At 63.7% G+C, this 20,637-nt stretch carries 18 protein-coding genes and 1 riboswitch; of the genes, 17 read left to right on the forward strand and 1 reads right to left on the reverse strand.

Annotated features, from left to right (window positions below; translation table 11 throughout):
- Positions 1 to 2: 2 nt before the first annotated feature.
- From rsmH to lpxC, 16 genes are all read left to right on the forward strand, one after another.
- Positions 3 to 932 carry a 16S rRNA (cytosine(1402)-N(4))-methyltransferase RsmH gene (gene rsmH / locus ACG33_RS01670; RefSeq protein ID WP_066918165.1) on the forward strand — a complete coding sequence of 310 codons (930 nt, stop codon included), beginning with the start codon at positions 3 to 5 and terminating at the stop codon, positions 930 to 932.
- Complete coding sequence (gene ftsL / locus ACG33_RS01675) at positions 929 to 1,207, forward strand: cell division protein FtsL (RefSeq protein WP_083536345.1); 279 nt, start codon at positions 929 to 931, stop codon at positions 1,205 to 1,207. The genes rsmH and ftsL overlap by 4 nt, the downstream gene beginning before the upstream one ends.
- A gap of 8 nt (positions 1,208 to 1,215) precedes the next feature.
- Positions 1,216 to 2,952 carry a peptidoglycan D,D-transpeptidase FtsI family protein gene (locus tag ACG33_RS01680; protein ID WP_066922678.1) on the forward strand — a complete coding sequence of 579 codons (1,737 nt, stop codon included), beginning with the start codon at positions 1,216 to 1,218 and terminating at the stop codon, positions 2,950 to 2,952.
- Positions 2,953 to 3,125: 173 nt separating this feature from the next.
- Positions 3,126 to 4,739: a Mur ligase family protein gene (locus ACG33_RS01685; protein WP_210399136.1), complete on the forward strand. Its 1,614-nt coding sequence runs from the start codon at positions 3,126 to 3,128 to the stop codon at positions 4,737 to 4,739.
- Positions 4,740 to 4,749: 10 nt separating this feature from the next.
- Positions 4,750 to 6,237: a UDP-N-acetylmuramoyl-tripeptide--D-alanyl-D-alanine ligase gene (locus tag ACG33_RS01690; protein WP_237392663.1), complete on the forward strand. Its 1,488-nt coding sequence runs from the start codon at positions 4,750 to 4,752 to the stop codon at positions 6,235 to 6,237.
- A 2-nt stretch (positions 6,238 to 6,239) separates the two neighbouring features.
- Positions 6,240 to 7,322: a phospho-N-acetylmuramoyl-pentapeptide-transferase gene (gene mraY, locus ACG33_RS01695; protein WP_066918169.1), complete on the forward strand. Its 1,083-nt coding sequence runs from the start codon at positions 6,240 to 6,242 to the stop codon at positions 7,320 to 7,322.
- A 23-nt stretch (positions 7,323 to 7,345) separates the two neighbouring features.
- The gene (gene murD, locus ACG33_RS01700; protein ID WP_066918171.1) at positions 7,346 to 8,719 is read left to right on the forward strand and encodes a UDP-N-acetylmuramoyl-L-alanine--D-glutamate ligase; all 1,374 of its coding nucleotides are present in this window, start codon (positions 7,346 to 7,348) and stop codon (positions 8,717 to 8,719) included.
- Positions 8,716 to 9,900, forward strand: a complete 1,185-nt coding sequence (gene ftsW, locus ACG33_RS01705; protein WP_066918173.1) for a putative lipid II flippase FtsW — start codon at positions 8,716 to 8,718, stop codon at positions 9,898 to 9,900. Before murD ends, ftsW begins: the two co-directional genes overlap by 4 nt.
- Positions 9,897 to 11,024, forward strand: a complete 1,128-nt coding sequence (gene murG, locus ACG33_RS01710; protein ID WP_210399137.1) for an undecaprenyldiphospho-muramoylpentapeptide beta-N-acetylglucosaminyltransferase — start codon at positions 9,897 to 9,899, stop codon at positions 11,022 to 11,024. The genes ftsW and murG overlap by 4 nt, the downstream gene beginning before the upstream one ends.
- Positions 11,021 to 12,514: a UDP-N-acetylmuramate--L-alanine ligase gene (gene murC, locus ACG33_RS01715; protein WP_083536349.1), complete on the forward strand. Its 1,494-nt coding sequence runs from the start codon at positions 11,021 to 11,023 to the stop codon at positions 12,512 to 12,514. Before murG ends, murC begins: the two co-directional genes overlap by 4 nt.
- On the forward strand, positions 12,511 to 13,446 hold the full coding sequence (gene murB, locus ACG33_RS01720) for a UDP-N-acetylmuramate dehydrogenase (protein ID WP_066918175.1): 936 nt from the start codon (positions 12,511 to 12,513) through the stop codon (positions 13,444 to 13,446). The genes murC and murB overlap by 4 nt, the downstream gene beginning before the upstream one ends.
- The gene (locus ACG33_RS01725) at positions 13,443 to 14,387 is read left to right on the forward strand and encodes a D-alanine--D-alanine ligase (RefSeq protein ID WP_066918177.1); all 945 of its coding nucleotides are present in this window, start codon (positions 13,443 to 13,445) and stop codon (positions 14,385 to 14,387) included. The genes murB and ACG33_RS01725 overlap by 4 nt, the downstream gene beginning before the upstream one ends.
- Positions 14,387 to 15,214, forward strand: coding sequence for a cell division protein FtsQ/DivIB (locus ACG33_RS01730; protein WP_066918179.1), 828 nt, complete (start codon positions 14,387 to 14,389; stop codon positions 15,212 to 15,214). Before ACG33_RS01725 ends, ACG33_RS01730 begins: the two co-directional genes overlap by 1 nt.
- Positions 15,207 to 16,439 carry a cell division protein FtsA gene (ftsA, locus tag ACG33_RS01735; protein ID WP_066918181.1) on the forward strand — a complete coding sequence of 411 codons (1,233 nt, stop codon included), beginning with the start codon at positions 15,207 to 15,209 and terminating at the stop codon, positions 16,437 to 16,439. Before ACG33_RS01730 ends, ftsA begins: the two co-directional genes overlap by 8 nt.
- 175 nt (positions 16,440 to 16,614) lie before the next feature.
- Positions 16,615 to 17,796, forward strand: coding sequence for a cell division protein FtsZ (gene ftsZ / locus ACG33_RS01740; protein WP_066918183.1), 1,182 nt, complete (start codon positions 16,615 to 16,617; stop codon positions 17,794 to 17,796).
- 149 nt (positions 17,797 to 17,945) lie between these two features.
- Positions 17,946 to 18,863 (forward strand): UDP-3-O-acyl-N-acetylglucosamine deacetylase, encoded by a 918-nt coding sequence (gene lpxC, locus ACG33_RS01745; RefSeq protein WP_066918185.1) that lies wholly within the window; start codon positions 17,946 to 17,948, stop codon positions 18,861 to 18,863.
- Positions 18,864 to 18,950: 87 nt separating this feature from the next.
- On the opposite strand, the gene ACG33_RS01750 is transcribed toward lpxC, so the two are convergent.
- Positions 18,951 to 19,265 carry a DciA family protein gene (locus ACG33_RS01750; protein WP_157071627.1) on the reverse strand — a complete coding sequence of 105 codons (315 nt, stop codon included), beginning with the start codon at positions 19,263 to 19,265 and terminating at the stop codon, positions 18,951 to 18,953.
- 82 nt (positions 19,266 to 19,347) lie between these two features.
- A riboswitch (cyclic di-GMP riboswitch) is annotated at positions 19,348 to 19,438 on the forward strand.
- Positions 19,439 to 19,707: 269 nt separating this feature from the next.
- On the opposite strand from ACG33_RS01750, the gene ACG33_RS01755 reads away from it, so the two are divergent.
- Positions 19,708 to 20,628, forward strand: a complete 921-nt coding sequence (locus ACG33_RS01755; protein WP_066918189.1) for a M23 family metallopeptidase — start codon at positions 19,708 to 19,710, stop codon at positions 20,626 to 20,628.
- The last annotated feature ends 9 nt before the right edge of the window (positions 20,629 to 20,637 follow it).

A 20,637-nucleotide genomic window follows, 5' to 3' on the forward strand; every position in this document is an offset into this window, starting at 1 on the left:
CGATGTTGCAACACACGCCAGTGCTTTTCGATGAAGTACTGGCTGCCCTCGATATTCGCCCCGGCGGATGCTACCTGGATGCGACTTTCGGCAGGGGTGGGCATAGTGCGGGAATTTTGCAGCGAGTGGGCCGGGAGGGCCGGCTCATCGCGATCGACCGCGATCCGGAGGCGATTCGTGCCGGGCGCGATAGATTCGCGGCGGATCAACGGCTGACGTTGGTGCACAGTCCTTTTTCCAGATTGGCCGCGGTGGTCGCGGAGATGGGATTGGCCGGGAGATTTGACGGCGTGCTGCTTGACCTCGGAGTTTCTTCTCCACAGATCGACGATGCGGAGCGTGGTTTCAGCTTCGCGCAGGATGGTCCGCTCGATATGCGGATGGACAATCGCGTGGGCGCGAGCGCTCAGGACTTTCTGGCGCGCGCGCCGGAGCATGAGATCGCGCGGGTGATCCGCACGTACGGGGAGGAACGCTTCGCGAAGCGAATCGCGCGCCGGATCGTGGCGGCGCGGCGCGAAGCACCGATCACGCGTACTGCGCAGCTGGCTGACATCGTGGCGGCGGCGGTGCCGGCGCGCGAGCCCGGCAAGCATCCGGCGACGCGCACGTTTCAGGCGCTGCGCATTCACGTGAATGACGAACTCGAGGAAATTCGCGCCGCGCTCGAGGGCAGCCTGACGGCGCTCGCGCCGGGCGGCCGTCTGTGCGTCATCAGTTTTCATTCCCTGGAAGATGGGATCGTCAAGCGGTACATGCAGGCTCACTCGCAGGAAGCTCCGCTCTATGCCGGTCTGCCGGAAGTGCCGGCGCATGCACGGCCGAAACTGCGCCGCCTGGGCCGTGCCGTGCATCCTTCGGAGGCCGAGATCGCCCGCAATCCGCGGGCGCGCAGCGCCATCATGCGCGTGGCGCAACGGGTGGCGGCATGAACGTGGCCGGCCGTATGGGTTTCGCCGCACTATGGTGTCTGCTGTTCGCTTCCGCGATCGCGGTGGTGTGGAGCAAGCATCAGGCGCGCAGCCTGTTCATTCAGCTGCAGTCGCTCAATGCTGAACGTGATGCCTTGGACATCGAGTGGGGGCAGTTGAAACTCGAGCAGAGCGCGTGGTCCACGCATGGGCGCGTCGAACAGACCGCGCGCGGCGCGCTGCGCATGATCATTCCCCGTCCGGATGAGGTCCGGATCGTGAAACGCGAGGAATGACGCGGCGCATGCTTGCTCACAAGGACAATAAGAGCTTCTCTCAGGACCAGTTCCAATCGCGACTGTATGTGGTGCTGGCTGCCTTGATACTGATCGCGCTTGCGCTGGTGGCGCGCGCCGTGGATCTGCAACTGTTGGACGAGGGTTTCCTGGAGGGTCAGGGCGATGCCCGCTTCACGCGGGTCGCGAAGCTGTCCGCGAATCGCGGCGGGATCTATGACCGCAACGGAGAACCTCTGGCTGCCAGCACACCGGTCGATTCCGTATGGGCGAACCCGTCGCGGGTGATGCGTGCGGCCGACCAGATTCCGCGGCTGGCGGAGGCGCTCAATCGCGACCAGAAATGGTTGACCCAGGTCATCACCAGCAATCTGGATCGGGAGTTCGTCTATCTGGTGCGGCACATGCGTCCGAGCGATGCGCAGCAGGTGCTCGAGCTGAAGATCCCGGGTGTGTACCTGATGCGTGAATACCAGCGATTCTATCCGGCCGGCGAAGTGACCGGCCATCTGCTGGGCTTCACCCGAAAGTACGAGGACATCGGCCAGGAAGGACTGGAGCTGGCGTTCGACCGCTGGCTGGGCGCCCAGCCCGGGGCGAAGCGCGTCATTCAGGACCGCTACGGCCGTACGGTCGAGGACATCGAAAGCATCAGCGCGGCGCGCCCGGGTGAAGATCTGGTCACCAGTATCGATCTGCGCATCCAGTATCTGGCCTATCGCGAACTGAAGGCGGCGGTGCAGTCGCGGCGGGCGCAGTCGGGCTCGGTCGTGGTGCTGGATGTCGATACTGGCGAGGTCTTGGCGATGGTGAACCAGCCCGCCTACAATCCGAACGATCGTGACCAGGTCTCGGCGGCGCGCTATCGCAATCGGGCGGCGACCGATATTTTTGAGCCGGGCTCGAGTATCAAGCCGTTCGTCGCCGCCGCCGCGCTTGCCTCGGGGCGCTATCATCCTGAGACGCCCATCGACACCTCGCCGGTGCAGATCGGCGTGAAAACCTTTCGCGATACGCATCCGCTGCGCAATGCCACGCTCACCAGCGTCATTGCAAAATCCAGCAATGTGGGCATGACCCGCATGGCTTTGTCACTGTCCGCGGAATCGATCTGGAGCACGCTCACGGCATTCGGTTTCGGGCAGGTCACCGGCAGCGGGTTTCCCGGCGAGTCGGCCGGACTACTGAACGATCCGGCGCATTGGGGGCGTATCGGCACCGCGACGTTGTCCTTCGGCTATGGCCTGTCCGTGACATCGCTGCAGTTGGCGCACGCCTACGCGGTGCTGGGGGCGCAAGGGATCAATCGGCCTGTGAGTTTGCGGCGCGTGGATCAGCCGGTCCCGGGCGAGCGCGTGATCGAGGAGCGCGTCGCGCGGGAGTTGTTGGCGATGATGGAGAACGTGGTGTCCCAGGACGGCACGGGCACACGTGCCGCGCTTGCGGGTTATCGCGTGGCGGGCAAGACCGGCACGGCCTGGAAGGCCTCCGCGGGCGGCTACGGCACCGCCGAGACGCGCAAGTACATGTCGATCTTCGGCGGTGTAGCGCCGGCAAGCCAGCCCAAGCTGGCAGCGGTGGTCGTTATCGACGAACCCAGCGGCGGCGCCTATTACGCCGGTGAGGTGGCGGCGCCGGTGTTCTCCAACGTACTGGCCGGGGCGTTGCGCCTGATGGGCGTGCCGCCGGACGGTTTGGACCTGCTGCCGGCCACGACGCTGGTCCAGGCGGGGCCCGAGCCATGAACGTCCTGGCTGCGGGACGGGAGTGCGTCGTGAGTCCCGGATCTGGGTCTGGGTCTGGTCCTGGTCCTGGTTCTGGTTCGGGAAGATCGCGCGCGAAAAACCTGCGGGCATTGCTGTCGGCATGCGGTTGCCCCGCCGCCGCGGACATTGCCGAGGATATCGTCGTCACGGACATGACACTGGACAGCCGGGCGGTTCGGCCGGGCAGCGCCTTCGTCGCGCTGGCCGGCGCGCGTACACATGGCATCCGTTTCGCGGCGCAAGCAGCGCAAGCGGGCGCCCGCGCGATTCTGTGGGAGCCTTCGGCAGCCGTGACCCGGCCCCGGCTGCCTGCGGGAACCGCTTTGATTGCCGTTCCGGATCTAGCCGAGTCATTGGGGGACATTGCGGACCGGTTCTTTGACTCACCCTCCGCGGATCTGCGCGTGGCCGGTATCACGGGTACGAACGGCAAGACCACGACGGCACATGTGCTGGCGCAGGCATTGGCCGGTTTGGGCGAATCCTCGGCCTATGCAGGTACTCTGGGTGTCGGGCGCATGATCCCTGGGCCGGCGTTCGCCGGCGAGGCCGGCGGCGGGATGGGCAAGGCGCGTCAAATGCGATACGACTACACAAGTACGACGCATACCACACCGGATTGCATCACGGTGCATCGCCGCCTTGCCGAACTGCGCAATGCAGGTACGCGTTTTCTAGGCATGGAAGTGTCTTCGCACGCACTGGACCAGCACCGGGTGGCCGGCGTTCGTTTCGATACGGCCGTATTCACCAACCTGACGCACGATCATCTGGATTACCACGGCAGCCTGGCGGCCTACGGCGCCGCCAAGGCGCGTCTATTTTCATGGCCGGGACTGAAGTATGCGGTGATCAACGTGGACGACGAGTTTGGGCGCAGCCTGTCGAGGCGTGCGCTCCAGGCGCAACTCGTTTTCTACAGTCGTCGTGACGTGAACATCCCAGCCGCCCTCGCCACGAATCCCGATCCACGGGTGGCGGTGTTCGCCGCGACGGCGGCGTCGCAGATTCGTGAACTGCATGGCGATCGGGTGTCGGCCGCGCCTTCGGGATTGGTGATCGACGTAGATGGAAGCTGGGGAGCGCATGAATTGCGTTGCGGATTCATCGGCGACTTCAATACGGAGAATCTGCTGGCGGTGCTGGGAACTTTGCTGGCGTGGGGCATCCCGCCGGCCGAGGCGATCGCCGCACTGGGACGCTGTACCGCACCACCAGGCCGCATGGAAGTTCTGGGTGCCGCAGGTCAGGTCAAGACGATCATCGACTATGCGCATACGCCGGCAGCCCTGGAAAAGGCGCTGCGGGCGGCGCGAGGACATTGCACCGGAACTCTGACTTGCGTGTTCGGCTGCGGCGGAGAACGCGACATAGGCAAGCGGCCGCTCATGGCGCGGATCGCTGAAAATCTTGCCGATGCCGTCATCGTCACCGACGACAATCCCCGCGGCGAAGATGGCGATGCCATCATTGCCGATATATTGAAAGGCTTCGCTCGTCCCGGCCAAGTCGTGATCGAGCGTAATCGCGCCGCGGCGATCGCCGGCGCGATCCGCGGCGGCAAGGCAGGCGACATGGTGTTGATTGCCGGCAAGGGGCACGAGGACTACCAGATCATCGGCGCCCGACGGTACTACTTCAGTGATCGTGCGGTAGCGTGCGCCGCTCTCGATTGCGAGAGCGGAACTCCCGGCTCCCCGCCGGACGGCGATACGGACGGCGCAGAGGATGGCTATCCAGGCGAGCGCCCAGGGGTGGAATCGTGAGCGCGGCATCATGAGTGCGGTTATGACGGCCTGGACCTTGGGAGAGCTCGCGCGTTGCGTGTCTGGCAGGATGGTCGGCGCGGATCGGGCGTTCAGCAGTGTCTCGACCGATAGCCGCAGCCTGCGCCCGGACGCCTTGTTCGTGGCGCTGAAAGGTCCGAATTTCGATGGTCACGAGTTTGCTGCCGCCGCCGCCGAACGCGGTGCCGCCGCGGCGCTGGTGGAGCATCCTGTCGCGGCTGGTCTGCCGCAACTGGTCGTCGCGGATGTGCTGGCAGCGCTGTCGACCTTCGCGCGCGCTTGGCGGCGCCGGTTCCGCATTCCAGTCATCGGTGTCACCGGTAGCAACGGCAAGACGACGACCAAGGAGTTGATCAATGCCATCCTGTCGCCGCTCGGGCCTACGCTGGCGACTCGCGGCAACCTGAACAATCACATCGGCGTGCCGCTCACCCTGCTGGAGCTCAGGGCGGAACATCGCTACGCGATCATCGAGATGGGTGCGAGTCGTCAGGGAGAGATCGCGCAGCTGGCAAGCCTTGCTGAGCCGGAGGTGGGCATCGTGACGAACGCGGGAGCTGCGCATCTGGAAGGTTTCGGCAGCCTGGACGGCGTCGCCGACGGCAAGGGAGAGCTGTTGCGCTCGCTGCCGTCCGACGGTGTCGCTGTCATCAATGCCGATGATCGCTACGCGGCGCGCTGGCGTAACTCGAGTACGGCAAAGCGCATACTGAGCTTCGGCTTGGAACAGCCCGCCGATTTCATGGCCCGCAAGGTGCGAATCGCCGGTGAGGTCGGGTCGTTCCGTACGGATTTCGACCTGGCGACACCCGGCGGCTCATGTGCCGCGACGCTTGCGCTGGGCGGCCTGCACAACCTGCGCAACGCCTTGGGTGCAGCCGCCGTGGCCTGCGCCGTCGGCGCGACGCTGCACGACATCGCCGCAGGGCTGGCCAGGATGCAGTCTGTCGGCGGGCGGCTCGAATTCAAGCCCGCCATCCATGGTGCATTCATCATCGATGATTCCTACAACGCGAATCCCGGTTCGCTCAGGGCAGGACTGGATGTGCTGTGCGGTCCGGGTGCCTTTGGCAGAACGCCGGCGATGGGAACTGCCCGCTGGCTGGTGCTGGGCGAGATGAAAGAGCTGGGCGCGAATACCGATGAGCTGCATGCGCAGGTGGGTCGGTATGCGCGCGATTCCGGGGTCGAGCGCCTGCTGGCGATCGGCGAGGACGCTCGCCACGCAGTCGATGCGTTCGGCGAGGGAAGCCGGTGGTTTGCGGATGTCGGCGCGTTGATCGAGGCGGCGCGCCGTGACTTGGAAACTCGTGAACCCGGGGTGGTCATGCTCGTGAAAGGTTCGCGCGCGAATCATCTGGAACGCTTCGTGGCGGCGCTGGCGTCCCCGGCGGCAGACCGGATCCGGATGGATGGGGTCGAGTCGGATGACGAATCGATCGATGGTACGACTCCGGCCGGGACGAAGGAATCGTAGGCATGCTGCTGTATCTCGCCAGACAACTTGCCGAACTGGAGTCCGCATTCCGGATTTTCAACTACCTGACCTTGCGCGCGATCCTCGCAACCTTGACGGCGTTGATGATTTCCTTCGTGGTCGGCCCGTGGATGATTCGTACCTTGTCGCACAAACAGATCGGGCAGCGGGTGCGCGATGACGGCCCGCAGTCGCATTTGCCCAAGGCGGGTACTCCGACCATGGGCGGCGCGTTGATCCTGGTGGCGATCTGCACCAGTACGCTGCTGTGGGCGGATCTGGCGAACCGTTTCGTATGGATCACCGTGCTGACTACCCTGACGTTCGGTTTGATCGGATTCTGGGACGACTATCTGAAGCTGGTGGTGGGCAATAGTCGCGGCCTGATCATGCGCTACAAATATTTCTGGCAGTCGATGGCCGGGTTGGGCTGCGCTTTGGCGCTGTTCTACAGTGCCAAGGTGCCGGCCGAGACGGCTTTATATGTCCCCTTCTTCAAGGCCGTGATGGTGCCCTTGGGCTATGGCTATGTCTTGTTGACGTATTTCGTGGTCGTGGGCAGCAGCAATGCAGTCAATCTTACGGATGGGCTGGATGGATTGGCAATCATGCCGGCCGTGCTGGTCGGCGGCGCACTGGGGGTGTTCGCCTATGCAACGGGCAACGCGGTCTTCTCGGGTTATCTCGGCATACCTTTCATCGAAGGTACCGGCGAAGTGCTGGTGTTCTGCTCGGCACTCGTCGGCGCCGGACTGGGTTTTCTCTGGTTCAACACCTACCCGGCGCAAGTGTTCATGGGTGATGTGGGGGCGCTTGCGCTCGGAGCGGCACTAGGCGTCGTTGCCGTCATCGTTCGCCAGGAGATCGTGTTGTTCATCATGGGCGGCGTATTCGTGATGGAAACGCTCTCGGTGATGATCCAGGTTGCTTCCTACAAACTCACGGGCAAGCGGGTGTTCCGCATGGCGCCGATCCATCATCATTTCGAGCTGAAGGGCTGGGCCGAGCCGAAGGTGATCGTACGCTTTTGGATCATCTCGGTAATCCTGGTGCTGGTGGGTCTGGCGACGTTGAAGGTGCGTTAGCCATGATGCCGCACGATCGAACAATGTGTGCTTCGCCAGGCCGCACGATCATCGTCGGACTGGGCCGTACGGGGATGTCCTGTGTACGTTATCTGCACTCGCGCGGCATGGCTTTTGCAGTGACCGATAGTCGTGCGGAACCGCCCGAAGCGAAGGCGCTCCAGGGGCTGGCGCCGGAGGCGCCAACTCGTTTTGGCGTGTTCGACGAATCGCTGCTGGACGGTGCCGCGCAGGTGCTGGCCTCGCCCGGCGTGTCGCTGGCGGAACCCTTCCTGGCCGCCGCGCTGCGGCGCGGCCTCCCCGTAATAGGCGACATCGAACTGTTCGCGCGCGAGGCGCGCGCGCCGATCGTCGCCATCACGGGCACGAACGGCAAAAGCACCGTGACGAGTCTGGTCGCGCTCATGGCCCAGGCAGCGGGACGCCGCGTGCTGGCCGGCGGCAATCTGGGAGAGCCGGTGCTGGATCTGCTCGAACAGCCCGTGCCGGATGTCTATGTGCTGGAATTGTCCAGCTTCCAGCTGGAGACGACCCACAGTCTGCGCACGGCGGCGTCGGCGGTGCTCAATATTAGTGAGGACCACATGGATCGTTATGCGACGCCGGGACAGTATGCCGCGGCCAAGGCGCGCATTTTTGAGCACTGCGCCGTGGCCATCGTGAATCTGGACGACCCGGTGGTACGCACGATGCCGCCACCCTCCTCGCGCGTGCTGAGCTTCAGCCTGCATGCGAAACCGCCCGCGGACTATCACGTGCGCGCCATCCCGGCGCCAGACGCCTCCCCGGACGATAGCACTGCGGTCGCTGCGGATTGGGCGCTCGTGCATCGTGACGAGGCGCTGGCGAGGATGTCGGATCTGAGGATCGCCGGCCTGCACAATGCCGCAAATGCGCTGGCGGCGCTGGCGATCGGTGCCGCGCTGGAGCTGCCGCGCGAGGCCTGTCTGCATGCTCTACGCGAGTTTCCCGGCCTGCCGCATCGTTCCCAGTGGATCGCCGATCGTCGCGGCGTGCGTTACGTGAATGATTCCAAGGGGACGAATGTCGGAGCGACCCTGGCGGCGGTGGCCGGCATGGCCGGACCGCTGATCCTGATCGCCGGCGGCCAGGGGAAGGGGCAGGACTTCACGCCGCTGGCCGCGGCGTGCCGCCGCAAGGTACGGCATGTGGTGCTGATCGGCCAGGATGCTGCGATGATCGCCGCCGCACTGCAGGGCGTCGTGACGATTCAATTCGCGGACGACATGCAGACGGCGGTACGCCTTGCGGCGCAGGCTGCACGGGCGGGAGAGGTGGTATTGCTTTCGCCGGCCTGTGCCAGCCTGGACATGTTCCAGGACTATGCTCATCGAGGCGATGTTTTCGCCGCGGCGGTACGGGAGTTGCCGGCGTGAGCGCGGTGCCGTTGACATTCGCCCGCTCCAGCGCGCGCCCGCGGCATTACGCGTTCGATGGCGTACTGCTGCTGAGCGTCGCCGGCATTCTGTTGATCGGTCTGGTCATGATGACTTCGGCCTCGATATCGATCGCGGATCGCCAGATGCACGAACCTCTGCATTTCCTGGAGCGGCAGCTGGCGGGTGTGGTGCTGGGCCTGCTTGCCGCAATGATCGCGATGTCGATTCCGACGCCGGTATGGGAACGCCTGGGCGTGCCGATGATGATCTTGGCGTTCGTCTTGTTGATCATGGTCCTGATTCCGGGCGTTGGGCACGAGGTGAACGGCAGCCGCCGCTGGTTGCGCGCGGGCATCATGAATTTCCAGGTTTCCGAACTGGTGCGCGTACTGATGCTGCTGTACCTGGCCAGCTATGTGGTGCGCAGGCAGGCGGAATTGAAGGATCGGTTGAAGGGTTTCCTGAAGCCGCTGGGCATGCTGATGGGAGCAGCCGGCTTGCTGCTACTGGAACCGGACTTCGGTGCTGCCACCGTACTGATGACGACGGGGCTGGGCGTGTTGTTCCTGGCCGGCGTGAAGCTACGGCATTTCATCGCGCTGGTGGCATTGGCAGCCGGCGGCATGGGCTTGCTGGCGGTGACTTCCGCGTATCGCCTGAAGCGTCTGACGACGTTCCTGGATCCCTGGGCTGACCCGTTCAATTCAGGTTTCCAGCTGACGCAATCCTTGATCGCGATCGGGCGCGGTGAAATGTTCGGTGTCGGTCTGGGCGCCAGCGTGCAGAAGCTGTTCTATCTGCCCGAGGCGCACACCGATTTCGTGTTTGCAGTACTGGCTGAGGAGCTTGGTCTGACCGGTGTACTGGCGACCTTGAGCTTGTTTCTGCTGGTCGTATGGCGCGTGTTCCGTATCGCTCGCACGGCCGCCGCGGCCGGTCTGCCGTTCCAGGCATACAGCGCCGGTGCCTTCGGCATCTGGTTGGCCTTGCAGACATTCATCAACATCGGTGTGAATCTGGGGCTGCTGCCGACCAAAGGTCTGACGCTGCCGCTGATGTCCTACGGCGGTTCGAGCATGCTCGTCACTCTGGGTTGGCTCGGCTTGATCATGCGCATCCATCATGAAGCAAGCACCGCCGGCCGTCTGGCAGTGTCCCGGCGAGAGCGTCCATCATGAAGGCTCGTTGCACCGCTCCCATGACGGCGCCCATGAAGGGCCGCGCGGTACTGATCATGGCCGGAGGAACCGGCGGGCATGTATTTCCTGCGCTGGCGGCTGCCCGAGTATTGCGGGAGCGTGGCTATGAACCCGTGTGGCTGGGTACGCGAAACGGCATGGAAGCGAAGCTGGTGCCGATGCAACAGATCGACATCGAGTGGATAACTGTGGGCGGACTGCGTGGCAAAGGCGCCGCGGCTTGGCTGGGGGCTCCGTTCAAGCTGTCGCTGGCGATTTGGCAAAGCCTGCGGGTGATGCGTCGGCGCCGGCCCGCCGCGGTGCTGGGCGCGGGGGGCTTCGTCTCGGGTCCGGGCGGTGTCGCGGCCTGGTTGACCCGCCGGCCGCTGGTGATTCACGAACAGAACGCCGTGGCCGGCCTGACCAACAGGATTCTGGCGCGCTTGGCCAGGCGCGTGCTCGAGGCGTTCCCAGCCAGCTTCCCTGCCGGGGTGTGCGCCGAGCGGGTCGGTAACCCGGTTCGCCGGGAGATCGTCGCGCTGGCCGCACCGGCGCAGCGTTACGCGCAACGCGGCGGTCCGCTGCGTCTGTTGGTGATCGGCGGCAGCCAGGGCGCGGCACGTCTGAACGCCGTGGTGCCGGCGGCGTTGGCCATGATCGAGGCATCACTGCGTCCCCAAGTGATCCATCAGGCGGGCGAGCGGCATCTGCAGCAGACGCTGGCGATGTATGCCAAGCACAATGTGCAGGCCGATGTCCGTGCCTTCGTGGACGACATGGCGGAGGTCTACAGCTGGGCGGACTTGGTCATCTGCCGTTCCGGCGCATTGACCGTATCGGAGCTGGCCGCCGCCGGCCTGCCGGCGATCTTGGTGCCGTTCGCGGCAGCCGTCGACGATCACCAGACCCTGAATGCACGCTTCCTGGTCGATCGTCAGGCGGGCATCCTGTTGCCGGAAAAGGAATTGACGCCGCTGCGCCTGGAAACAGAGTTGCGCCGCCTGATCACGGCGGGACGCGAGTCCTTGTGCGCCATGGCCACGCGCGCGCGTGAAGACTCGATTATCGATGCCGACGTACGTCTGGCCGATGCCTGCATCATGGCCGCAGGAGATGCGGCATGAGCGATCGTATGCGCCGCATCAACCGCATTCATTTCGTCGGCATCGGCGGCAGCGGCATGGGTGGCATCGCCGAGGTGTTGTTGAACCTGGGTTACCAGGTGCAAGGTTCGGATCTGAAACCCAATGCCATCACCCGCCGTCTGGCGCGCTTGGGGGCGCACATCATGCTCGGCCACGCGGCGACGAATGTCGGCACGGCCGATGTGCTGGTCATCTCCAGCGCCGTGCAGCCCGACAATCCCGAGGTTCTGGAAGCGCAGGCACGCCGCCTGCCGGTCGTGCAGCGCGCGCTGATGCTGGGAGAGTTGATGCGCTTTCGCTATGCGATCGCGGTCGCCGGCACGCATGGCAAGACCACGACGACCAGCATGGTCGCCTCGATATTGGCCGAAGGGGGTTTGGACCCGACCTTCGTGATCGGCGGGCGCTTGAAAAGCGCCGACAGCAACGCCCGACTCGGTACAGGCAAGTATCTGGTCGCCGAGGCTGACGAAAGCGATGCCTCCTTCATGCATCTGCAGCCCATGATCGCCATCGTCACGAATGTCGATCAGGATCATATGGCGACCCACGAGGGCGATTTCGAACGTCTGAAACAAAGCTTCGTTGATTTTTTGCACAATCTACCGTTCTATGGGCTGGCAGTGGTGTGTACCGACGATGCCGTCGCCGCCAGCCTCATCGGCCGGGTGTCACGGCCGGTGGTCACTTACGGCATCCTCAGCGATGCCGACATACGCGCCACGGACATCGTGCGCGATCGGCTGCAGACGCGCTTCGAGGTGCGCCGCCCCGGTGTGCCGTCGCTGCCGATATCGTTGAATTTGCCGGGCACGCACAATGTGCTCAACGCGCTGGCTGCGATCGCCGTCGCCACCGAGCTCGGCGTGGCGGATACGGCCATCCAGTCCGCACTGGCAAGCTTCCATGGCGTGGATCGGCGGCTGCAGCAGTACGGCGATATCCAGACTGCGGTCGGCTGCGTCACCTTGATCGACGACTATGGGCATCACCCGACCGAATTGGCCGCAACCTTGGAGGCGATCCGACAGGGCTGGCCGCAGCGGCGCATCCTGCTGGCCTTCCAGCCGCATCGCTATTCGCGAACGCGCGATCTGCTGGATGACTTCGCGCGAGTGCTGGCCGGCGTCGATGCCCTGATCGTCACCGAGGTGTATGCGGCCGGCGAGGCGCCGATTGCGGGTGCCGATGGCAAGGCGATCTGCCGCGCGGTACGTTCGCATCATCGAGTCGAACCCTTGTTTGTCGAAAAACTCGACGAGTTGCCGGCTGCGCTGATCCAGATCGCAAGGGATGGCGATCTGATCGTTACGATGGGCGCCGGTAGTATCGGCGCGCTGGCACATGAGTTGCCGGCCCGCCTGACCGCCTTGCAGCCCGTGGCGCCCGCCCGGGAATCCGTCCAGGGATCCGCCGGATCCACATCGGGCGCCGTACCTGATCCGGCGCTGGAAGGGGGGGCGGCATGAACGCGTTCGTTTTGGCGCCCGATGTCGCTGCGCGTGTGCTGCGCGACGAGCCGATGTCCAGGCATACGTCCTGGCATGTCGGCGGTCCCGCGGATCTGTTCTTCAAGCCGCTGGATGCCGACGACCTGGCGCAGTTCCTGCGGTCCCTGACGCCGGAGACGCCGATACTGTGGATCGGCCTGGGCAGCAATCTGCTGGTGCGTGATGGCGGCCTGCGCGGTGCGGTGATCGATACCCACGGTGGACTGGGAGGGCTCGAGCGCATAGGCGAAAACGAGGTGTGGTGTGGAGCCGGCGTGGCATGCGCCAGGCTGGCCAGACAATGCATCGAATGGGAATTGGGTCCAGCGGAGTTTTTCGCGGGTATTCCGGGCACGCTCGGCGGTGCGCTGGCGATGAACGCAGGTGCCTTCGGGGGAGAGACCTGGGCACATGTGATATCGGTCGCGACGCTCGATCGTCAAGGCATGCGGCGCGAACGATCGGCCGGCGATTATTCGGTGGGCTATCGCCACGTTTCGGGTCCGGCAAACGAGGGCTTCCTCGGCGCGAGATTGCGATTCGGACGGCGCGAGCAGGCGAACCAGGAAGATATCCGGTCGCTGCTCGCACGGCGCAAGGCCAGTCAGCCTATCGGCACATGGTCCTGCGGTTCCGTATTCACGAATCCGCCGGGCGATCATGCGGCGCGGTTGATCGAGACTGCCGGTCTGAAGGGTATCGCGCTCGGTGGCGCGCAAGTCTCGCCGATGCATGCCAACTTCATCGTGAACGACGGTACGGCCAGTGCGGCGGACATCGAACGTCTGATCGAGCATGTGATGCATGTCGTCGAGCAGCGCCATGGCGTCAAGCTCAAGACGGAAGTGCGGATCGTAGGCGAGGCGGCGCGCAGCGCCGGCCCGCATGCGGGACAGGAGGGTTGCGTATGAGCGCCGCCGATCCTGCTGAATTCGGCCGTGTCGCCGTGCTGATGGGCGGTTCGTCCTCGGAGCGCGCGGTGTCGCTGGATTCGGGCCGCAACTGCCTGGCGGCCCTGCTGCGCCGTGGGGTTGACGCCTATCCGGTCGACGGCATCGAAAATCTCGTCAAGGAGATCGCTGCCGGGAATTGTCAGCGTGTGTTCAACATCCTGCACGGCGGCGACGGCGAAAACGGTGTGGTGCAGGGGTTGCTCGAAGCGTTGCATGTGCCCTACACGGGTTCAGGTGTCCTGGGTGCGGCATTGACCTTGGATAAGATCCGCACCAAGCAGGTGTGGCTGTCTCTGAGCTTGCCGACGCCGCGATATGCGTGCGTGTCGGGCGTCGATGATATTCATCGGGCCGCGAGCGAGCTGGGATTGCCCTTGATCGTCAAGCCGGCCTGCGAGGGTTCCAGTGTCGGCGTCAGCCGGGTGTTCAGGGAAGCGGATCTGAACCAGGCCGTCGATCTTGCCCGGACTTATCCGGGTAGCTTGTTGATGGAACAATTGATCGACGGGGAGGAGTATACCGTCGGGATACTGGGTGAGCGGGCGCTGCCGTCGATTCGGATCACGCCGTCCGGCGAGTATTACGACTACCACGCCAAGTATGTTGCCGAGGATACGCAGTATCTCTGTCCGGGACTGCAAGGCGAGGCGGAGGCCGGCATGCTGGCTTTGTCGCTGCAGGCGTTCCGTGCGGCCGGCTGCGAAGGCTGGGGAAGAGTCGACCTGATGCGCGATCGCCGCGGTGTGAACTACCTGCTGGAGGTCAACACCACACCGGGGATGACCAGCCACTCGCTGGTGCCCAAGGCTGCACTGGCAGTCGGTATCGACTTCGATGAACTGGTATGGCGCATCCTGGCAACCAGCCGGGCGCGCACTGGTGCCGGAGGATCGTGCTGATGGTGTTCAACCTGTCTTTCAGGAGGAACCGATCCAATCGGCGCAAACCCGCCGGTGCCGGATGGGCGTTTCCGCCGGCATGGCTCAAGGCCTTGTTCGTGGGCGGATTTCGGACGGTGCTGGGTGCCGGCGCGCTGGCCGGCGGACTGGCGGTGATGGTGTGGGGATTGCTGGTATTGCTGGATCGGCCGATCGGGACGGTCGAGGCGGGCGGCCAGTTCCAGCGGGTCGCACCGGTGCAGATCGAGGAGGCGGTGGCGCCGTTTCGCGGCACCGGATTCCTGTCCGTGGATCTGGACGCCATGCGCGCAGCGATCGAAGGCATTCCTTGGGTGGACCGGGCGCGGATCGAGCGCCGCTGGCCTCATGGCGTCGGGGTGTTCATTACCGAGCATGTACCGGCGGCGCGCTGGGGGGATGATGGATTGATGAACACGCGTGGTGAGCTGTTCCTGCGCGGCGTGCGCCATATGCCGCCGGAGCTGCCGCTGCTCGATGGCCCGCAGGGCACCGAGACACAGGTCGCGAAGTTGTATCTGGAAAGCTATCCGCGCCTGTTGGAGGTCGGTCTGCGGTTGAGCAAGGTCGAACTGGACGCGCGTGGCGCGTGGGAGCTGACCTTGTCCAACGGGGTACGTGTTCGTCTGGGGCGCCAGGCCGTCCAGGCGCGTCTGGAACGATTCATCGAAGTGGCAAGCCCGATGCTCGCGGCTCGCGGCGGCGAAGTCGCTTATGTCGATCTGCGCTACAGCAACGGCTTTTCCGTGGGCTGGAATGCATCTACCCGCGTCGGCCGTGACGCAGAGGATTACGCTCCAGATGTCTAGAAGAAATGACCGCAACCTCATCGTCGGCCTGGATATCGGTACATCCAAGGTCGTGGCGATCGTCGGAGAGATGACTTCTGAAGGGCGTATCGAGGTGGTCGGCCTCGGTTCGCATCCTTCGCGGGGGTTGAAGCGCGGCGTCGTCGTCAATATCGAATCGACGGTGCAGTCGATCCAGCGGGCGGTCGAGGAAGCCGAGCTGATGGCGGGCTGCGAGATTCATTCGGTGTACACGGGAATCGCCGGTAGCCATGTGCGCAGCCTGAACTCTCATGGCATCGTTGCGATCCGCAACAAGGAAGTCACTTCGGAAGATGTCGATCGTGTGATCGATGCGGCACGTGCAGTGGCGATTCCCGCGGACCAGAAGATCCTGCACATTTTGCCGCAGGAGTTCCTGATCGATAGTCAGGAAGGGATACGCGAGCCGATCGGCATGTCCGGCGTGCGCCTGGAGGCGAAGGTGCACATTGTCACCGGCGCGGAAAGTGCGGCGCAGAACATCGTCAAGTGTGTGCAACGCTGCGGATTGACCGCGGAGGATGTCGTACTGGAACAGCTGGCCTCGGCCTATGCCGTGCTGGCCGACGACGAGAAAGAACTTGGCGTGTGCCTGGTCGATATCGGCGGCGGCACCACCGACATGGCGGTGTTCTCCGGCGGGGCGATTCGTCATACCGCCGTCATTCCGATCGCGGGCGATCAGGTGACGAACGATATCGCGGTGAGCCTGCGCACGCCGACGCATCACGCCGAGGAAATCAAGCTGAAGTTTGCCTGTGCGCTGTCGCAGCTTGCCAACGCGGACGAAACCATCGAGGTACCCAGCGTCGGCGACCGGCCGGCGAGGCGTCTGTCGCGACAGACGCTCGCCGAAGTCGTCGAGCCGCGCTACGAGGAGCTCTTTGCGCTGGTACGCGAAGAGCTGTGTCGTTCCGGATTCGAGGAGGTGATCGCCGCGGGCATCGTCATCACCGGCGGCAGCGCGAAGATGGAAGGAGCAGTCGAACTTGCCGAGGAAGTATTTCATATGCCGGTGCGCATGGGCGTGCCGCAACACATCATGGGATTGGTCGATGTCGTGAGCAATCCGATTCATTCGACCGGCGTCGGTTTGCTGCTGTATGGCCGCGAGAATTACCTGCGCGGTCGGCGCGAACCGCTGGTGGGGAGCGTACGCGGCGTATGGGAGCGGATGAGAGCGTGGTTTCAGGGCAATTTCTAGATGAAGGGAGCGTCCCGGCGGAGCACCGGGACATCGACATAGGGTTGGGGGATCGGATTGGGTGATCGAGTAAGGGCTGAGTGCGACTCGCGGGCTGCTGACCCGTGCGGCGTGCCAGGCAAGGGTCGAAACGTGGATTTGAGAGATGTCTAGAGGACATCGAAGGGGACTAGCGATGTTTGTACTTGCGGATACCGAAAACCAGGGCGCCGTCATCAAGGTCATCGGCGTGGGCGGCGGCGGCGGAAATGCCGTCGCCCATATGCTGTCGGCCGGGATCGAAGGCGTGGACTTCATTTGTATCAACACCGATGCGCAAGCGCTGAAGCATTCCAAGGTGAAAGTTGGACTGCAGATCGGTTGCAACATCACCAAGGGCCTGGGTGCCGGCGCCGATCCGGAAGTCGGTCGACAGGCGGCCATGGAGGACCGCGACCGGATCATCGAGATGATCGAGGGTTCGGACATGCTGTTCATTACCGCCGGCATGGGCGGCGGTACGGGAACGGGCGCGGCGCCGGTCGTGGCGCAGGTCGCCAAGGAGCTGGGCATTCTCACTGTCGCGGTCGTGACCAAACCCTTCGACATGGAAGGCAACAAACGCCTGGGCTCGGCTGAGCGCGGTATCGATGAATTAGGCAGGCATGTCGATTCTCTGATCACCATCCCCAACCAGAAGCTTCTGACGGTGCTCGGCGGCGATGTGACCTTGTTGGACGCCTTCAAGTCGGCCAATCAGGTATTGCAGGGCGCTGTCCAGGGCATTGCCGAGCTGATCACCCGGCCCGGCATGATCAACGTCGACTTTGCCGACGTGCGTACCGTCATGGCCGAGACCGGCATGGCGATGATGGGCTCGGGCTCGGCCCGCGGCGACAACCGCGCGCGTGAGGCGGCGGAGGCGGCGGTGTCCAGCCCGCTGCTGGAAGACGTCAACTTGCAAGGCGCCCATGGCTTGCTGATCAACGTCACGGCCGGGATGGATTTGCGTACCAGCGAGTTCAGCGTGGTCGGCGACACCGTCAAGCAGTACGCTTCCGAGGATGCGAACGTGGTCGTCGGCTGCGTGATCGATCCGGATATGCAGGAGGAAATCCGCGTGACCGTGGTGGCCACGGGCATCGGCCGTCCGGGTGTCATGGGCCAGCATTCGCCGGTGGATCAGCGTCGCATGACGGCGATTCAGGGAGGCCGCGGCCGCGTTCCCACCTTGGATGATCTGCATGTGCCGACCTATATCCGCAACCAGCGCGATCCGCATGTGTCGATGCAGCGCCGAGCGGTCGGTGACGGGTTGTCGGTCGAGGATACCTCGATGCTGGATATTCCGGCATTTCTGCGCCGGCAGGCGGACTGAAGACGGGGAGGCCGATCAGCATCGGGCGATAGACCGTCTCCGAACGCTGTTGCAAATGTGACGGCAAGTCAGAGACTTGCCGCTGTTTGCTCACAGTGCTAGGGTGCCGCGGCCTGCGTCCGATGTGCGCAGAAGGATAATCGAGCCGAATGCTGCGACAACGCACTCTCAAAAATACCATCCGCGCCACCGGCGTCGGCCTGCATTCCGGTAAAAAAGTGTTGATGGTGCTGCGTCCGGCACCCGTCGATACGGGCATCGTATTCCGGCGTGTCGATCTGGCGGAACCGGTAGACGTGGCGGCGCAGGCAAAAAATGTCGGCGACACCATGCTGGGCACCACCTTGGTCAGCGGCGGTGTCCGCGTTGCGACGATCGAGCACCTGTTGTCGGCCTGCGCCGGCCTGGGGCTGGACAACGCTTACGTGGACCTGTCGGCGGAAGAAGTGCCGATCATGGACGGCAGCGCCGGACCGTTCGTGTTTCTGTTGCAGTCCGCTGGTATCGAAGAGCAGGCCGCTCCCAAGCGTTTCATGCGTATCCTGGAGTGCATGGAGGTGCGTGACGGGGACAAGTGGGCGCGTTTCGAGCCGTATAATGGTTTTCGGATCAATCTGGCGATCGAGTTTGACCATCCTATTTTCAAGAAGCGTGCGCAAACCGCATCGATGGAGTTCTCGACCACTTCCTTCCTGAAGGAAATCAGCCGCGCGCGCACCTTCGGGTTCATGCGTGATCTGGAATTCCTGCGTGCCAGGAATCTGGCGTTGGGCGGCACGATGGAAAATGCGATCGTGCTGGACGATTATCGTATCCTGAACGAGGATGGTCTGCGTTACGAAGACGAATTCGTCAAGCACAAGATCCTGGACGCGATCGGCGATCTGTATTTGTTGGGCCGCAGCCTGATCGGTGAATTCAGCGGCTACAAATCCGGACATGCATTGAACAACCAGCTGGCGCGCAAGCTGATCGATACGCCCTCGGCCTGGGAGGAAGTCATCTTCGACGATGTGAAGGATGCGCCGATTTCCTACCTGCCCGTCGCTGCGATGGCGAGCGCTTAGCTGCCGAGCGTGGCGCTGCAGGCCGGAGCCGTCGGGTTCATGAAGATGTCGAAGCCGGCCGGACTCCTCCTCGGGTGCCGCGCATTGTCACCCGTCACGGAGCGACGGATCCTTGCGCCCCACCTTGACTTTGATTTTTGTGAACCGGGTCTCTCCGGTCTGGTTGAGGCGGGCGAGCAGAATGTCCTGGGCGTAGCGGATATAGGGACACCAGGCGGCGGAATCGGTCGCCACGATCAGTGTCTCGCCTCGATAACTGGCTGATATTATGTGATTTTTCTCTGGTCCTTCCAGCGATTTCCGGACCCGTGCGGTGAGATCGAGTACCGTCAGCGAACGCCGTTCCAGGGACTCGAACAGGGGGCCGAGGCCGGCGCTCAGAGGCTTCAAATGGTCGGACATCAGCTGAAATACATCAGGACGCACATGCCAGTGCTTGATCTTTGAGGGGTTGATTCTGCATATTCCGGATCCTTGAAGAAGATACTGCTCAGGGCAAACCTGCCGAAAGGCGGGGACGCAAAGCCACCGGTCTAAGGTTCGCGATGTCGGGCTACGATAGCGGGGTTGCCAGGATGTACAACACGAATTTATCGAGTTGGCGTCCACCGCGCGCGAATCCAACCGCGAGCTCGCCGTCTGCCGGCGGCTGGCTCAGGAATGATATGGGCGCAGCGGAATTCTTAATCGGACGCGAGTTGGATACAGTGAGATTAAACCTAAAGAGCGCGCGCTGCCGAGGACCGCAGATCCGATTCGGACCGACTCGCCTGATATCTCAAATACCGCTCGCACCCGCCGCCGCGGCGCGCACCTGTGATACCGCTCCCGGGGAGCGGATCTCATGAATGTGATCGTTTTCTCGCGGCGACTGGGCCGGGCTCGCCAGTTCGAACTCGGTCGACCGTTGGCGATGGGTGTATCGATCGCAGTCGTACTCGCCGTACTGTCCATCGTGTTGGCGGCAGGTGTACAACTGGGGCGTAGCGGCCTGGTCAAGGATCCCGCTGCACAAGTCGGCGAGTGGGGCGTTCGGCTGGAGGAGCAGCGCGGACAGGTACTCAAGACACGTCGTGAACTGCAGGACCGGCTCGATGCGCTGGCAGGTCGTGTCGGACAGATGAATGCCCGTATGATTCGCCTGGATGCGCTCGGTCGTCGACTGACGGAAATGGCGAACCTCGATAAAGGCGAGTTCAATTTCGATTCCGAGCCGGCCGTCGGCGGACCCGAGGGCCTGGTCGAAGGCGCGGTGGCGACCTCCAGCGACTTGACCGTCATGCTCGACGACCTGGCTCATCAGATCAGGGATCGCGAGCGGCAGCTGAGTGTGCTGGAAAGTCTGATCTCCACGCGCAATCTCAGCCAGCAGATCGTGCCGGGTGGACGCCCGGTGGCGAAAGGCTGGATATCCTCCTATTACGGCCTTCGCACCGATCCGTTCACCGGGCGCAAGGCGTTCCATCGAGGCGTCGATTTCGCCGGTCCGGCAGGCTCGGAAGTCGTCGCGGTGGCCTCGGGCGTCGTGACCTACGCCAAGGAGCGCTTCGGGTACGGCACTACGGTGGAAGTCAATCATGGCGACGGCTATGTGACGCGTTACGGCCATAATCAAAAGGTGCTGGTCGCGGTCGGCGATACGGTGCAGAAGGGCCAGTCCATCGCCCTCATCGGCTCTACGGGCCGTTCCACCGGTCCGCATCTGCATTTCGAGGTGCTCAGGCAGGGACGTGCCGTCGATCCGATGAGTTTTGTGCGCCGTTGAACTCCGTCC

It is taken from the genome of Steroidobacter denitrificans (genome assembly GCF_001579945.1).
GTDB classification, from domain to species: Bacteria; Pseudomonadota; Gammaproteobacteria; order Steroidobacterales; family Steroidobacteraceae; genus Steroidobacter; species Steroidobacter denitrificans.